The sequence below is a fragment of the Streptomyces crystallinus genome (genome assembly GCF_039521265.1).
In the GTDB taxonomy this organism is placed as follows: domain Bacteria; phylum Actinomycetota; class Actinomycetes; order Streptomycetales; family Streptomycetaceae; genus Streptomyces; species Streptomyces crystallinus.
On sequence record NZ_BAAACA010000054.1, the window covers coordinates 1 to 15,580 of the forward strand.

Annotated in this window: 13 protein-coding genes; 10 read left to right on the plus strand and 3 right to left on the minus strand. The window is 72.6% G+C overall.

The features are described 5' to 3' along the window. From sucB to ABD236_RS31355, 4 genes are all read left to right on the plus strand, one after another. The coding region (sucB, locus tag ABD236_RS31340; RefSeq protein WP_344079748.1) for a 2-oxoglutarate dehydrogenase, E2 component, dihydrolipoamide succinyltransferase at window positions 1–1,075 on the plus strand (1,075 nt) is incomplete at its 5' end. A 108-nt stretch (window positions 1,076–1,183) separates the two neighbouring features. Beyond that, window positions 1,184–1,807: a GntR family transcriptional regulator gene (locus tag ABD236_RS31345; RefSeq protein WP_344079751.1), complete on the plus strand. Its 624-nt coding sequence runs from the start codon at window positions 1,184–1,186 to the stop codon at window positions 1,805–1,807. A 586-nt stretch (window positions 1,808–2,393) separates the two neighbouring features. Beyond that, window positions 2,394–5,093, plus strand: coding sequence for a pyruvate dehydrogenase (acetyl-transferring), homodimeric type (gene aceE / locus ABD236_RS31350; RefSeq protein ID WP_344079754.1), 2,700 nt, complete (start codon window positions 2,394–2,396; stop codon window positions 5,091–5,093). 504 nt (window positions 5,094–5,597) lie between these two features. After that, window positions 5,598–6,119, plus strand: coding sequence for a DUF4240 domain-containing protein (locus ABD236_RS31355; protein WP_344079757.1), 522 nt, complete (start codon window positions 5,598–5,600; stop codon window positions 6,117–6,119). A 99-nt stretch (window positions 6,120–6,218) separates the two neighbouring features. Here the strand turns inward: ABD236_RS31355 and ABD236_RS31360 are convergent, their stop codons facing one another. Both ABD236_RS31360 and ABD236_RS31365 read right to left on the minus strand, forming a co-directional pair. Beyond that, window positions 6,219–7,292, minus strand: a complete 1,074-nt coding sequence (locus ABD236_RS31360) for a PP2C family protein-serine/threonine phosphatase (protein WP_344079760.1) — start codon at window positions 7,290–7,292, stop codon at window positions 6,219–6,221. 49 nt (window positions 7,293–7,341) lie between these two features. Next, the gene (locus ABD236_RS31365) at window positions 7,342–7,836 is read right to left on the minus strand and encodes a GNAT family N-acetyltransferase (protein ID WP_344079763.1); all 495 of its coding nucleotides are present in this window, start codon (window positions 7,834–7,836) and stop codon (window positions 7,342–7,344) included. 86 nt (window positions 7,837–7,922) lie between these two features. Between ABD236_RS31365 and ABD236_RS31370 the strand changes: the two genes are divergently transcribed. Beyond that, window positions 7,923–8,813: a TIGR01777 family oxidoreductase gene (locus tag ABD236_RS31370; protein ID WP_344079766.1), complete on the plus strand. Its 891-nt coding sequence runs from the start codon at window positions 7,923–7,925 to the stop codon at window positions 8,811–8,813. 256 nt (window positions 8,814–9,069) lie between these two features. Continuing rightward, complete coding sequence (locus ABD236_RS31375; protein ID WP_344079769.1) at window positions 9,070–10,428, plus strand: NAD(P)/FAD-dependent oxidoreductase; 1,359 nt, start codon at window positions 9,070–9,072, stop codon at window positions 10,426–10,428. 312 nt (window positions 10,429–10,740) lie between these two features. On the opposite strand, the gene ABD236_RS31380 is transcribed toward ABD236_RS31375, so the two are convergent. After that, window positions 10,741–12,207, minus strand: coding sequence for an NsdA family TPR-like regulatory protein (locus ABD236_RS31380; RefSeq protein ID WP_344079772.1), 1,467 nt, complete (start codon window positions 12,205–12,207; stop codon window positions 10,741–10,743). 208 nt (window positions 12,208–12,415) lie between these two features. Here ABD236_RS31380 and lipB point away from each other — a divergent pair, with 208 nt between their 5' ends. The 4 genes from lipB to ABD236_RS31400 all read left to right on the plus strand — a co-directional run bounded on the left by lipB (window position 12,416) and on the right by ABD236_RS31400 (window position 15,523). Then, a complete protein-coding gene (gene lipB / locus ABD236_RS31385; RefSeq protein ID WP_344079775.1) occupies window positions 12,416–13,213 on the plus strand; it encodes a lipoyl(octanoyl) transferase LipB in 798 nt (265 codons plus the stop codon). 126 nt (window positions 13,214–13,339) lie between these two features. Beyond that, window positions 13,340–14,323, plus strand: a complete 984-nt coding sequence (gene lipA, locus ABD236_RS31390; protein ID WP_344079778.1) for a lipoyl synthase — start codon at window positions 13,340–13,342, stop codon at window positions 14,321–14,323. A gap of 278 nt (window positions 14,324–14,601) precedes the next feature. Then, entirely contained in the window at window positions 14,602–14,805 is a 204-nt protein-coding gene (locus ABD236_RS31395; protein WP_344079781.1) for an SCO2195 family GlnR-regulated protein, read from the plus strand. A gap of 19 nt (window positions 14,806–14,824) precedes the next feature. Beyond that, complete coding sequence (locus ABD236_RS31400) at window positions 14,825–15,523, plus strand: DUF4191 domain-containing protein (RefSeq protein WP_344079784.1); 699 nt, start codon at window positions 14,825–14,827, stop codon at window positions 15,521–15,523. Window positions 15,524–15,580: the final 57 nt, after the last annotated feature.

A 15,580-nucleotide genomic window follows, 5' to 3' on the forward strand; every position in this document is an offset into this window, starting at 1 on the left:
TCTGGCCACGGTGCCGGACCCGGCCCCGCAGACGCCGGCCGCCGCCCCGCAGGCCCCGGCCCCGCAGCCGGTCGCGACCCCGGCCGCCCCGGTGCAGCAGGCCCCGGCCGCCCCGGCTCCGGCCCCGGCCGCCACCTCCGGTGACGACGGCGCGTACGTCACGCCGCTGGTCCGCAAGCTCGCCTCCGAGTCCGGTGTGGACCTGGGCGCGGTCAAGGGCACCGGCGTCGGTGGCCGTATCCGCAAGCAGGACGTCCTCGCCGCGGCCGAGGCCGCCAAGGCCGCCGCCCCGGCGCCGGCCGCCGCTGCCGCCGCCCCCGCCGCGAAGGCCGCCCCCTCCCTGGAGGCGTCCCCGCTGCGCGGCCAGACGGTCAAGATGACCCGGATGCGCAAGGTCATCGGCGACAACATGATGAAGGCGCTGCACTCGCAGGCCCAGCTGACCTCGGTCGTCGAGGTCGACATCACCAAGCTGATGAAGCTGCGCGCGGCCGCCAAGGACTCCTTCGCCGCCCGCGAGGGCGTCAAGCTCTCCCCGATGCCGTTCTTCGTGAAGGCCGCGGCCCAGGCGCTGAAGGCCCACCCGGTCATCAACGCCCGGATCAACGAGGACGAGGGCACCATCACGTACTTCGACTCGGAGAACATCGGCATCGCCGTGGACTCCGAGAAGGGTCTGATGACGCCGGTCATCAAGGGTGCGGGCGACCTGAACATCGCCGGTATCTCCAAGGCGACCGCCGACCTGGCCGGCAAGGTCCGCGCCAACAAGATCACCCCGGACGAGCTGTCCGGCGCGACCTTCACGATCAGCAACACCGGCTCGCGCGGTGCGCTGTTCGACACGGTCATCGTGCCGCCGAACCAGGTCGCGATCCTGGGCATCGGCGCCACGGTCAAGCGCCCGGCGGTCATCGAGACCGCCGAGGGCACGGTCATCGGCGTCCGCGACATGACCTACCTGTCGCTCTCCTACGACCACCGTCTGGTGGACGGCGCCGACGCCGCCCGCTACCTGACGGCCGTCAAGGCGATCCTGGAGGCCGGCGAGTTCGAGGTCGAGCTCGGCCTGTAGGACACGCGGCCGTACGGTCTGTGACGAAGGCGCCCCCGCCCGGAGTGATTCCTGGTGGGGGCGCCGCCGTATTGTCTAGAGGTCACCGCTCGCGTGAAGGAGCTCGTCATGACCCCGCCCGTCGTCCACTCGCTGCGCGAGCAGATCCGCGAGCACATCGTGGAGGGGATCGTCAGCGGCCGCTGGAAGCCGGGTGAGCGGATCGTGGAGCGCCGGATCGCGGTCGAGCTCCAGGTCAGCCAGACGCCCGTACGGGAGGCGCTGCGGGAGCTCGAATCCCTGCGGCTGATCGAGTCGGCGCCCAACAAGGGCGTACGCGTACGGAGCCTGACGGCGGCCGACCTGGAGGAGAGCTACCCCGTACGGGCCGGTCTGGAGCAGATCGCGGCGGAGCTGGCGGCCGACCGCCTCGCGGCCGACTGCTCGGCCCTCGAACCGCATGTGGCGGCGCTGTACGAGGCGGACGCGGCGGCGGACGGGACGGCGCAGGTGCGGCACACCGTGGGGTTCCACCGGGAGCTGGTGCGGGCCGCGCACAACGGGGTGCTCCTGCACACCTGGGAGGGGCTGGGGATCGAGGTGTTCACGGCGCTGTCGATCCGGTGGCTGGGGACGGTGCAGAAGTCGTACGCGGAGGAGCATCAGGAGCTGGTTGAGGCGTTTCGGCGGCACGATCCGCGGATCGGGACGCTGGTGAAGGCACACGTACTGGGCTGCGCGCCGCGCGCGTAGCGTTTTGCCCGGCCTTCGTCTGCGGGTGTGTGGTGGGTTGCTCGCGCCCCTGTCCCTGCCCGGCCTTCCTCTGCGGCCCGGTGGTGGGTTGCTCGCGCAGTTCCCCGCGCCCCTAAATGCGTCGTTCGTCTGCGGACCGTGGCCTCTTCTCGCGCCGTTCCCCGCGCCCCTGAAAAGCGTCGTTCGTCTGCGGACCGTGCCCTCTTCTCGCGCAGTTCCCCGCGCCCCTAAAGGCGTGGTGGCTGAGCTGGGTTCGCACGCTGCCGCCAACCTCCTAGGGGCGCGGGGAACTGCGCGAGCAAGCCACCACACACCCGCAGACGAACCCCGGGCCCCCAACGACGCTCATACTTCGGCGTGCCCGCTCATCCGAACCCACCCCCACCTGCAAAAACAAGGCACCCCGTGCCGACTTCCACGGCACCCTGTGCCGACTTTCTCCATATCGAGAAGTTTTTCGCTCAACGCTTTGATCGATCATCGATCGTCGGCTTACAGTCGACGGCGGACTTACCCGGTCCACCGCCCTGTCCTGCCAGACAAGGCTTCTTATCTCCACCCCCCTCCTGTCCGGAAGGCGGCGATCATGATCGACCCCACTGCCAAGTCTCCGAGCGAGCTCGACCAGCTCCCGGACCGTGACACCGAGGAGACCGCCGAGTGGGCGGCCTCCCTCGATGCCGTCGCCAAGGCCGCCGGCCCGCACCGGGCCGCGTATCTGATGCGCCGTACGCTCCAGCACGCCGAGGGCGCGGGCCTGGCCCTGCCCAAGCTGCTGGAGACGGACTACGTCAACACCATCCCCAGCTCCGCCGAGCCCGCCATCGAGGGCGACGAGGAGATGGAGCGCCGGATCACGGCGTGGAACCGGTGGAACGCCGCCGCGATGGTCACCCGCGGCTCCAAGCACGGCGTCGGCGGCCACATCGCCACCTTCGCCTCCGCCGCCTGGCTCTACGAGACCGGCTTCAACCACTTCTTCAAGGGCAAGGAGGCCGACGGGTCCGGCGACCAGCTCTACATCCAGGGCCACGCCTCCCCCGGCATCTACGCCCGCGCCTTCCTCGACGGCCGGCTGAACGAGAGCCACCTCGACAACTTCCGGCAGGAGGCCGGCGGCAACGGCCTGCCCTCCTACCCGCACCCGCGCCGCCTGCCGTGGCTGTGGGAGTTCCCGACCGTCTCGATGGGTCTCGGGCCGCTCTCCGCCATCTACCAGGCCCGCTTCAACCGGTACCTCACCAACCGGAAGATCAAGGACGTCTCGGCGTCCCACGTCTGGGCCTTCCTCGGTGACGGCGAGATGGACGAGCCCGAGTCGACCGCCGCACTCGCGCTGGCCGCCCGCGAGGGTCTGGACAACCTGACCTTCGTCATCAACTGCAACCTCCAGCGCCTCGACGGCCCGGTCCGCGCGAACTTCAAGATCGTGCAGGAGCTGGAGGCCCAGTTCCGCGGCGCCGGCTGGAACGTCGTGAAGTCGCTGTGGGGCGGCGCCTGGGACGAGCTGTTCGCGCTCGACACCACCGGCGCCCTCGTCCGCCGTCTGCGCGAGGTCCCGGACGCGCAGGTGCAGACGTACCAGACGCGTGACGCGGCCTATATCCGCGAGGACTTCTTCGGCAAGGACGCCGCCCTCGTCGAGATGGCGAAGCTGCTCTCCGACGACAAGATCCTGGAGTGCTTCCACCTCTCCCGCGGTGGCCACGAGCCCCGCAAGGTGTACGCGGCGTACAAGGCGGCCCTGGAGTTCAAGGGCGCGCCGACCGTCATCCTGGCGCAGACCGTCAAGGGCTTCACCCTCGGTGAGGGCTTCGCGTCCAAGAACGCGAACCACCAGATGAAGAAGCTGTCGAACGACGAGTTCAAGAACATGCGGGATCTGCTCGACCTGCCGATCTCCGACGCGCAGTTCGTCGACGGCGTCGTCCCCTACGGCCACCCCGGTGCCGACTCCCCCGAGGTCCGCTACCTCCAGGAGCGGCGCGCGGCCCTCGGCGGCCCGGCCCCGGCCCGCCGCACCCACGCGCTCGCCCCGCTGCCCGCCCCGGCCGACAAGGCGTTCGCCGCGTTCGACAAGGGCTCCGGCAGCCAGTCCATGGCCACCACCATGGCGTTCGTCCGGCTGGTCAAGGACCTCATCCGCGACAAGGAGACCGGCAAGCGCTGGGTCCCGATCGTCCCGGACGAGGCCCGTACCTTCGGTATGGAGTCGCTGTTCCCCTCGCTCGGCATCTACTCGCCGAAGGGCCAGACGTACGAGCCGGTCGACCGCGACCAGCTGATGTACTACCGCGAGGCGAAGGACGGCCAGATCCTCAACGAGGGGATCACCGAGGCCGGTTCGATGGCCGACTTCATCGCCGCGTCGTCCGCGTACGCCACGCACGGCGAAGCGATGATCCCGTTCTACATCTTCTACTCGATGTTCGGCTGGCAGCGCACCGCCGACCAGATGTGGCAGCTCGGCGACCAGCTGGGCCGTGGCTTCCTGGTGGGCGCCACCGCCGGTCGCACCACGCTGACCGGTGAGGGCCTCCAGCACGCCGACGGCCACTCGCCGGTGATCGCCGCGACCAACCCGGCGGCGCTCACCTACGACCCGGCGTTCGCGTACGAGATCGGCACGATCGTCAAGGACGGTCTGCGCCGGATGTACGGCGAGGCGGCCCCGGGCGAGGACCAGAACGTCTTCTACTACCTCACGGTCTACAACGAGCCCATGCCGCAGCCCGCCAAGCCGGCCGGGATCGACGAGGGCATCATCAAGGGCCTCTACCGCTTCAACACGGCCGAGTCGGCCGGGCTGAACGTGGCGGCGGCCAACCCGGCCCGGATCCAGCTGCTCGGCTCGGGCACGGCGATCCACTGGGCGCTCGAGGCCCAGAGGCTGCTCGCCGAGGAGTGGGGCGTGGCCGCCGACGTGTGGTCCGCGACCTCCTGGACCGAGCTGCGCCGCGACGCCCTGGAGGCGGACGCCGCGCTGCTGCGCGGCGAGGAGCGGGTGCCGTACGTACGCCAGGCGCTGGCCGGTGCCGAGGGCCCGGTCCTGGCGGTCAGCGACTACATGCGCCAGGTCCCGGACCAGATCGCGCAGTGGGTCGAGCAGGACTACTCCTCGCTCGGCGCGGACGGGTTCGGCCTCTCCGACACCCGTGACGCGGCCCGCCGCCACTTCGGCGTCGACGCCCAGTCGATCGTCGTCGCGGCGCTGGCGCAGCTGGCTCGGCGGGGTGAGGTGAAGGCGTCCTCGGTGAAGGAGGCCCGCGACCGGTACGGCCTGTAAGGCCGTAGGGCAGGTGTACGCCCCCGGGGGCGCGGCCGTGTGCCGCGCCGCCGGGGGCGGCCTTTTGTGCCCGGCCTTTGTCTGCGGGCGGGTGGCTGGCTGATCGCGCAGTTCCCCGCGCCCCTTGTTCGCCCGGCCTTCGTCTGCGGGTCGGTGGGTGGTTGCTCGCGCAGTTCCCCGCGCCCCTTGTCCGCCCGGCCTTCGTCTGCGGGTGAGTGGGTGGTTGCTCGCGCAGTTCCCCGCGCCCCTAGGGGTTGCGGCCGACCGGGGAGTCCCGCTCAGCCACAGACGCCTTCAGGGGCGCGGGGAACTGCGCGAGAAGCGGGCACGGTCCGCAGACGAAGGCCGGGCTGACAAGGGGCGCGGGGAACTGCGCGGCCAGCCGCCCACTCACCCGCAGACGAAGACCGGGCACAATACCCGGCACAATACGGACGCCCGAAGGGCTGATTTGTACGGCTCCGCGTGCGCGCCCACCCGCCAGCCACGATGCTGGATCCCGTGATGGACGAGACGGAATTCTGGGAGCTGATCGACAGCACCCGCGAGGACGCCGAGGGCGACCCCGAGGACCACGCCGAGCTGCTGGTGGAGCGCTTGCTGCAGCTCGACCCGGAATCCGTCCTGGACTTCGCCCGGCACTTCGAGGCCCGCTACAACCGCGCCTACGCCTGGGATCTGTGGGGCGCGGCGGCCGTGCTGCTCGGCGGCGCCAGCGACGACGCCTTCGACTACTTCCGCTGCTGGCTCATCGGCCAGGGCCGCGAGGTCTTCGAGGGCGCCCTGCACGACCCGGACCACCTCGCCGAGCTCCTGGACGACTTCGACGAGGAGATCGACGGGGACGGCGAGGACCTGGGGTACGCGGCGGACGAGGCGTACGAGCAGCTCACCGGGGCGGTCGCACCGGACCTGGGCATCTCGCCGCAGCCCGCCGAACCGCTCGGCACGCCGATCGACTTCGAGGACGACCGCGCCCTGGCGGAACGGTTCCCCCGGCTGTGGGAGCGGTTCGGCGGGGCCTGAGCGCGGGGGCGCACGGCTCGGGGTCGTCCGTGGCTGCTCGCGCCCGCGCGCCCGCGCGCCCGCGCGGCGGAGCCGCACGATGTCACAGCCCCGCGCCCCTTACGGCGCGCCCAGTGCCAGCAGGGCGACGTCGTCCTTGGCTCGGCCCGCGTACCGCGTCAGGTCGTCGCGTACCGTCTGCGTGAGCCCGGTCAGACCGCCGTCCTGCGCCGCCAGCACCGGCAGGCGTTCGGCCAGCGGATAGAACACTCCCGCCCCGTCCCGCGCCTCCGTCACCCCGTCCGTGTACGCGAGGATCCTGTCCCCCTCGGCGAGCTCCACCCGTAGCTCCCGCGGCGGTGCCAGGCCCGCGAGGCCCAGGCCCAGGGGTGGGGCGGGCTCGGCGGAGAGCTCCGTGGCGGTGTGGGCGCGCAGCAGGAACGGCGGGGGGTGGCCGCAGCTCACCACCCGTACGACCGGCTCGTGCGGCGGGAACTCCAGCAGGAGCGCGGTCGCGAACAGCTCGCCCTGGCCGTCCGGCCCGGCGTCGACCACCAGCCGGCGGTCCAGGCGGGCGGCGACACCCGGCAGCGTGGGCTCGTCGAGGACGGCCTCGCGGAAGGCGCCGAGCAGCGCGGCCACCGTGCCGACCGCCGCCAGGCCGTGGCCCTGGACGTCGGCGATCACCGCCCGGACGCCGTGCGGGCCCTGGCGTACGTCGTAGAAGTCGCCGCCGACCAGGGTGCCGCGCTGGGCGGCCTGGTAGAGCCCGGCGCAGCGCACCCGCCCCACCGCCTCCGGCAGCGGCGGCAGCACGGCGAGCTGGGCGGCCTCGGCGACGGTACGGACGGTCACCAGCTGGTGGTCGCGGCGCTGGCGCACCCGTGCCACCACGATGCTGAAGACCACCACGACCGCCAGGGTGAGGATGTCGCCGGGGTGCGGGTACCAGTCGCGGGTGTGCGGCAGCAGGACCCCGACGAAGGTGACGGTGGCCAGGATCACGGTGCCGAGCGGCCCGTAGGCGAAGGCGGCGAGCGGGGGCACGGCGGCCAGGAAGTAGCCCAGCTCGACCCCGTTGGGGGTGGCGAGCTGGGCAGCCGTGATCCCGGCGAGGACCGCCACCGGGAGCGCCCGCTGCCACATCGGCCGGGGGGCGACCGGCAGCAGCCCGGACGCGCCCTCGTCCACCATGGCGAAGCTCCTCGGCCGCCGGTCTTCCGCTGCTATCTCCTGTTCTACGTCACTCGGTGAGCGAGCGCCCCATCAGTACGTCGTCCACGTACTCCCCCGCCAGCAGGAACTCTCCCGGCAGGACGCCCTCGACCGCGAAGCCCTCCGACTCGTAGAGCTCGCGCGCGGGGGTGTTGTGGCCGAGGACGCGCAGGGTGAGCCTGCGGGCGCCCTGGCGCCGGGACTCCTCGGCGGCGGCCCGCAGCAGGGCCCGGGCCGCGCCCCGGCCCCGGGCGCGGTCGGCGACGGCGAGGCCCTGGATCTGGCGGACGTGGCTGTTGCAGTCGAGGCGGGTGGGCCGGACGAGGCGCAGATATCCGGCGACCTGCCCGTCCACCTCGGCGACCAGGTAGTACGCGGGCGGGTTGGCCGGGTCGAAGAACGGCGCGTACGGCGGTTCGGGGCGGGGCTGGACCGAGTGCAGCGGGGACCAGACAGCGCGGTCGAGCGCGGCGAGGGCGGCGTCGTCACTGAGGCGGGCGGGGCGTATGTGCGGCTCGGGCATGGGGCCACTGTGCCATCGGGGCATCGATGGGGAAGCATGGTTTCCGCTCCGGAGCGGGGCACCCTCCACCATCGGGAGAAGGCGGCATGCGGATCGCGATCACGGGTTCCACCGGGCTCATCGGCACGGCGCTGGGACGGTCGCTGCGGGCGGACGGGCACGAGCTGGTCCGGCTGGTGCGGCGCCCGGCGCGCTCCGGCGACGAGGTCGAGTGGGACCCTCGGCGGCAGTACGTGGACACGGCGGGGCTCGCCGGGTGCGAGGCCGTGGTCCATCTGGCCGGGGCCGGGGTCGGCGACCACCGCTGGACCGACGCGTACAAGAAGGAGATCCGCGACAGCCGGGTGCTCGGCACGGCCGCCCTCGCCGAGGCCCTGGCCTCGCTCGACGTGCCGCCCGAGGTGCTGCTGTGCGGCACGGCGATCGGCTACTACGGCGATACGGGCACGCGCGCGGTGGACGAGGAGGCGCCGCCCGGCGACGGCTTCCTGGCGGAGGTGTGCGTGGAGTGGGAGGAGGCGGCGGCCGCGGCCCAGGAGGCGGGCATCCGTACGGTGTTCGCGCGCACCGGCCTGGTGGTGGCCCGCGGCGGCGGCGCCTGGGGCAGGCTCTTCCCGATCTTCAGGGCGGGGGTCGGCGGGCGCCTCGGCAGTGGGCGCCAGTACTGGTCCTTCATCTCCCAGCACGACCACACGGCGGCGCTGCGGCATCTGCTGGAGACCCCCGAGCTGTCCGGCCCGGTGAACCTGACGGCCCCGGATCCGGTCACCAACCGCGAGGTGACGGCGGCGATGGCCCGCGTGCTGCGCCGCCCGGCGCTCCTGCCGGTCCCGGCCCCGGCGATCCGGCTGGTCCTGGGCGAGTTCGCCGAGGACGTCCTGGGCAGCCAGCGGGTCCTCCCCCGCCGCCTGCTGGACTCGGGCTTCAGGTTCGCCTTCCCGGGGATCCACGAGGCGATCCGGGCGGCGGCCGGGTAAGGGGCGGCTGTCGGGGTAGGGGCGGCGGGACAGGGGAGAGGCGGGCGCCGAGGGGCGTGCTCGCGCGGGTACGCGTCCGGGCGCGGCCGAAACGGCACCGGCGCACGCGTCGCGGGGCCGTGCATCCGTGCCCGGTCGTGTGCGCGACTCGCGGAATCGACCGCGCTTTCTAGTCTCTCTCCGAACTCCTGCATTCCGTGGACAGGTTGGGGGCATGAGGCCTCCACCAAGCCGCGCCGACCTCAGGGAGGGGCACGTGCTCAGCACCGCACACCATGCGGACGTCGTCATCGTGGGGGCCGGGCTCGCGGGCCTGTCAGCGGCTCATCAGCTGACCGGCGCGGGGGTCACGGTCATGGTCCTGGAGGCCGCCGGGGAGGTGGGCGGGCGCATGTCCACCGAGCACCTCGACGGCTTCCGCCTGGACCGGATCGGCCAGCTGCTCTCCACCTCGTATCCGGAGCTGATGCGGACGCCCGGCCTGGACGGTCTGGCCCTGAGCGCGTTCGCGCCCGGGGTGCTCGTCCACAGCGCCGGCCGCCACTACCGGGCGGGCGTGCCACGGAGCGCGCGGGGCGCACTCGCAGCAGCGCGCGCCCTCGCGAGCGCCCCCAGGGGAGGCCCCCGGGGCGTGCCCAGGAGCTCCGCGCGGAACGGCTCGCGGGGCGGCCCGACCCCGCTCGGCGGCGCGCTCGACCAGGCCCGGCTCGGCGCCTCGCTGGCCCGCCTCGCCGCGACACCCGTGGAGCGGCTGCTGGCCCGGCCCGAACTGCCCATCGGCACCGCGTTGCAGACCCGTGGCCTGCCCGCCCGCACCTTGGACGGGTTCGTCCGGCCGCTGCTCTCCGCGCTGCTCTGCGACCCCGGCCTCACCACCTCCAGCCGGTGCGCGGACCTCGCCCTGCGCGGCTTCGCGCGCGGCCGGCTGTGTGTGCCGTCGGGGGGCGCCTCGGTGCTGCCCGAGCTGCTCGCGGCGGGTCTGCCGCCGGGCACGGTCCGGACCGGCGTCAAGGTCACCTCGGTCGCCACGACCGCGGTGACCACCGCCGACCACGGCGTCATCGGCTGCCGCTCGCTGCTGCTCGCCACGGACGCGCACGCCGCCGCCGAGCTGCTGCCGGGGCTGCGGGTGCCGCCCTTCCACCCGGTGACGGTGGTGCACCACACCGCCCCCGCGCCCCCGTTGGCCGAGCCCGCGCTGCTGCTCGACGCGGACGGGGGCGGGCCGGTGGCGCACACGGCGGTGATGAGCGAGGTCGACCCGGCGCGCGCGCCGCGCGGGCGGGCGCTCGTCAGCTCCACCGTGCTGGGGCCGCCACCGCCGGACCTGGAGGCGTCGGTCCTGGCCCATCTGGGCCGGCTGTACGGGACGTCCACGGCCGGGTGGGATCTGCTGGCCGTACGCCACACGCCCGAGGCGGTCCCGGCGATGGCCGCGCCGCACGACGTACGGCGGCCTGTGCGGCTGCTGGCGGGGCTGTACGTGTGCGGGGACCACCGGGACACCAGCACGGTCCAGGGGGCCCTGTACTCGGGGCGCAGGGCCGCCCACGCGATCCTCTCCGACCTGGGCCTGCGCCCCGCGACCCCCACGACGCTGCGGCCTGCGGCCTGACTCGCCCTCGCCTGCGGGCCGTGGTGGGTTGCGCGCGCAGTTCCCCGCGCCCCTGCTGTGCCCGGTCTTTGTCTGCGGGCCGGTGGTGGGCTGGTCGCGCAGTTCCCCGCGCCCCTTAGGTGATCGGCCCGAGCCAGGGAAGTCGGCTCGGCCACCAGGCCTTTAGGGGCGCGGGGAACTGCGCGACCAGCCACGCACGGCCCGCAGGTGAACGACCGCCGGGATCAGGCCGCAGGCCTGAGTAGTTGGGGGCGCGGGGAACTGCGCGAGCAACCCGCCACCGGCCCGCAGACGAACCCCGGGGCCGACGGGCTACCCCAGCGCCGCCACTCGATCCCGGTACGTTCGGACCGCCGCCGCGTCCCGATACGGTTCGAGCCGGCGCTCGAAGTCACGTACGTACTCGATCGCCCGGACCGACCGCATCTCGCTCGCCTGCTGCGCCGCCTCCGCCGCCAGCGCGCAGGCCTGGTCCAGCTCGCCGAGGCCGAGCCGGGCGCAGGCGAGCACCACCCGGCAGAAGAGCCGGGACCGCGCGTACGCCGGAGCGCGCAGCTGCAAGGAGCGCTCGGCGTGCTGCGCGGCGGCCCGGTACTGCTGGAGGTCCCGGTGGCAGTGCCCGAACTCGTCGGCCAGCTGCGCGTCGTCGAAGAACCGCGCCCAGTGCGGCACCTCGTCCCCCGGCCGGGCCGCCTCCATCGCCCGTTCCGCCCGCACCAGCGAGGCCGTGCACGCCCGGATCTCGCCGAGCACCCCGTGCCCGCGCGCCTCCACGGAGTGCAGCAGCGCCTGCACCACCGGCGGCGCCGAGGAGCCCACGCCCTGCTGGGCGACCCGGGCGAGCTGCACCGCCTCCCGGCCGTGGCCGAGGTAGACGGCCTGCCGGCTCATGGTGATCAGGACGTACGAGCCGTAGGCCCGGTCCCCGGCCGCCTGCGCGAGGCGCAGCGCCTGGACGAAGTACCGCTGCGCCAGCCCGTGCGCGGCGATGTCGTACGAGGTCCAGCCCGCGAGCCGGGTGAGGTCGGCGGCCGCCGCGAAGAGCCTGCGGCCGATGTTCTCGCCGTAGCTGCCGCGCAGCATCGGCTCGGCCTCGTGCTCCAGATAGCGCACCAGGGCCTGGCGCGCGTGGCCGCCGCCGTACGCGTGGTCCAGGGTGCGGAAGAGCTCCCCGACCGAGCGCAGGGCGGCGATGTCACCGCTGGTCACGCGCTGTCCGGGCCCCCGGTCGGAGCTGCGCTGCCGGGGCACGCCGGGCCGGCCCTGGCTGGGGATGCGGGGGCCGGCGGCGCCCGGTTCGCCCGCGAAGCGCGGGGACGGGTCGCCGTGTCCGACGCGTTCGTCGGCCCGCCCGATCAGCCAGTCCCGGCTGGGCACCACGAGGCCGGCCGGGGTGAACGCGATCTTGCGTAGCTCGACATGGCTGCCGGAGTCCTTGCGCCACAGACCGCTGACGATGTCGACGGCCTCCTCCGGGGTCGCGGCGAACTCCAGACCGGCGTACACCGGCGCACAGGCGTCGAGCCCCAGGTCCTGTGCCGAGAGTCTGCGCCCCAGGCGCCGGGTGAACACCTCGGCGATCAGCGCGGGCGTGGTGCCGCGCGGCTGCTGCCCGCGCAGCCACCTGGTCACCGACGTCTTGTCGTACCGCAGGTCCAGCCCGTGCTCGAGGCCTAGCTGGTCCACGCGGCGCGCTAGGCCCGCGTTCGAGAATCCGGCCTCCGCGATGAGCGCGGCGAGCTGACGGTTGGGTGTGCGCTGCGCGGGTCGTTCCGTCATCAGCTGTGCGATCTCCTGCCTTCCGGGCCAAGCGGGCAGCCCTCATGGAACGGGGGGAATTTAGCGGCCAATACCGCCCTGACCGCCGCCTTCGCCCCGCATTCATCCGATCGTGTGAGGAGGTGCCGTTTCTGCCCGCCGCACGCTGCCGTCGAACGCGGTCGTACAGTGGCTGGGGCGCATGTCTGCACTGGGTGAGGAGCCGGGCGTGAACGAGCTGCGATTTGTCCGACTGGGTTTCGGCGAGGACGCGGTCGAGTACCAGGAGGCCTGGGACGAGCAGCGGCGGGTGCACGCGGCCCGGTTCGCCGACGAGATCCCCGACACCTGTCTGCTCCTGGAGCACCCGCCGGTCTACACGGCGGGCCGGCGCACGGACCCCAGCGAGCGCCCCCTGGACGGCACTCCGGTGGTGGACGTGGACCGGGGCGGGAAGATCACCTGGCACGGCCCGGGCCAGCTGGTCGGCTACCCGATCCAGAAGCTGCCGCGCCCGGTGGACGTGGTGGCGCACGTGCGCCGGCTGGAGGAGGCCCTGATCCGTACGGCCGCCGACTTCGGTCTGGCGACCACCCGAGTCGAGGGCCGCAGCGGCGTGTGGGTGCTGGGCGACCCGGTCGAGCAGCGCCCCAAGCTCGGCGGCCTCGCGCTCGACTTCGACCCTCGGCTCACCGACGAGGAGTTCGACCCGCGGCTCAACGGCCCGGAGTACGCCCCCTCGAACGCGGGCCAGCGCCGCGAGGACCGCAAGCTCGCCGCGATCGGCATCCGCGTCGCCAAGGGCGTGACGATGCACGGCTTCGCGCTGAACGTGAACCCGGACAACACCTGGTTCGACAAGATCGTGCCGTGCGGCATCCGCGACGCGGGCGTGACCTCGCTCTCGTACGAACTGGGCCGTGAGATCACGATCGCCGACGTCCTGCCGGTCGTCGAGAAGCACCTCAAGGACATCCTGGAGAACGCGGACCTGGCGCCCAGGGAGATCGAACGCGCTACCGCCTAGTACGCCCGGGGCGCACCCGGATCGGGAATGCGCCCCTCTGGCCATGGGTTGGCCAGACGTAATGCCACGCAAATAACGGGCGTACCCTGGTGTCCGCCGAAGAATCGAAGTCATAGGGAGCACGTCGTGTCCGCAGTCGCACCCGACGGACGCAAGATGCTGCGCCTGGAGGTCCGGAACAGCCAGACCCCCATCGAGCGCAAGCCCGAGTGGATCAAGACCCGGGCGAAGATGGGCCCCGAGTACACCAAGATGCAGGCCCTGGTGAAGGGCGAAGGACTGCACACGGTCTGCCAGGAGGCGGGCTGTCCCAACATCTTCGAATGCTGGGAGGACCGCGAGGCGACCTTCCTCATCGGTGGCGACCAGTGCACCCGGCGCTGCGACTTCTGCCAGATCGACACGGGCAAGCCCGAGGCGCTGGACCGCGACGAGCCCCGCCGCGTGGGCGAGTCCGTGGTCACCATGGACCTGAACTACGCCACGATCACCGGCGTCGCCCGCGACGACCTGGCGGACGGCGGCGCCTGGCTGTACGCGGAGACCGTGCGCCAGATCCACGCGCAGACGGCGGGCCGCGCCGACGGCCGCACCAAGGTCGAGCTGCTCGCCCCCGACTTCAACGCGGTGCCCGAGCAGCTGGCCGAGGTCTTCTCGTCCCGCCCCGAGGTCTTCGCGCACAACGTCGAGACGGTCCCGAGGATCTTCAAGCGGATCCGCCCCGGCTTCCGCTACGAGCGCTCCCTCGACGTCATCACCCAGGCTCGCGACTACGGTCTGGTGACCAAGTCCAACCTGATCCTCGGCATGGGCGAGACCCGCGAGGAGGTCAGCGAGGCGCTCCAGCACCTGCACGACGCGGGCTGCGAGCTGATCACCATCACGCAGTACCTGCGGCCGTCGGTGCGCCACCACCCCGTGGAGCGCTGGGTGAAGCCGCAGGAGTTCGTGGAGCTCAAGGAGGAGGCCGACGAGATCGGCTTCTCCGGTGTGATGTCGGGCCCGCTGGTCCGCTCCTCGTACCGCGCGGGCCGGCTCTTCCAGCAGGCGATGGAGCGCCGGGGCGCCAAGGCGGCGACGGAGGACGCGGTCGGCGCGGTCGGCGTCTGACCCTCGCGGCCGAGAGGCGCGTGTGAATTCGCGCACAAAGTGCTACCGGCCGGTAATGGCCGATTCGACGCGGCCCTTACGTCCCTCGCAGGTAGGAGGGGTGTGCGGGCCGCGTCGGCGTTTCACCGGCGCGCGTCAAGGTTTCATTGGCGTTTGACCGGTCGGACACGCCCTGGTAACACCAGTCAGTGACACTGCATTCACGCACCGCGCACGCCCCCGTACATGCGCCCGCGTGCACGCCCCCGTGCCGTTCCCGTCCGAGGGAGGACCTCACGATGCAGTCCGCGACGACCGTACGCGCCACCGCGCTCCCGTCCGTCACCGACGCGCTGCGCGCCATGGAGTCCTTTCTGATGGGCGCCGGCCAGGCCACGGCCCGCCGCAACGCCTGGACGGCGGTCCTGGAGGACCGGCGCCGGGCCAAGGACCGGACCGAGGCCCAGCACGTACTGGAGGCCGTGGCTAGCCGTCGCTCCTAGGCCACGTAAACTTCAGAGCATGGCGAGGAAGGAAATCGCAGACACTACTGCGAACCCCGGGCGACTGAAGCAGATCGCCCTGACGTACAAGATGACCCGCAAGGCCGACCCGAAGGTCGGTCTCGTCGTCGCGGCAGTGGGAATCGTCACCTTCGGTGTCTTCCTCGCGCTCGGGTTCTGGATCGACCACCCCATCTACCTGGGCATCCTCGGCTTCCTGCTGGCCTTCCTCGCCATGGCGATCGTCTTCGGACGCCGTGCCGAGCGCGCTGCCTTCGGGCAGATGGAAGGACAGCCGGGGGCCGCGGCAGCGGTTCTCCAGAACATCGGCCGGGGCTGGACGACGACTCCGGCGGTGGCGATGAACAAGAGCCAGGACGTCGTGCACCGGGCGGTCGGCAAGGCCGGCATCGTGCTGGTGGCCGAGGGCAACCCGAACCGGGTGAAGTCGCTGCTGGCGGCCGAGAAGAGGAAGATGGCGCGGATCGTGGTGGACGTGCCCGTCCACGACGTGATCGTCGGCGACGGAGAGGGCCAGGTGCCCTTGAAGAAGCTCCGCACCACGCTGCTGAAGCTCCCGCGCGTACTGGCGGGCCCGCAGGTGACCGCGGCCAACGACCGGCTGCGGGCGATGGGCGACCTGATGAGCAACATGCCGCTTCCCAAGGGGCCGATGCCCAAGGGGATGCGGATGCCGCGCGGCGGGAAGGCGCGCTGACGCTCCGCTGGGGCGAACGGTGAAGGGGCCGGGCAGAACCGCGAGGTTCTGCCCGGC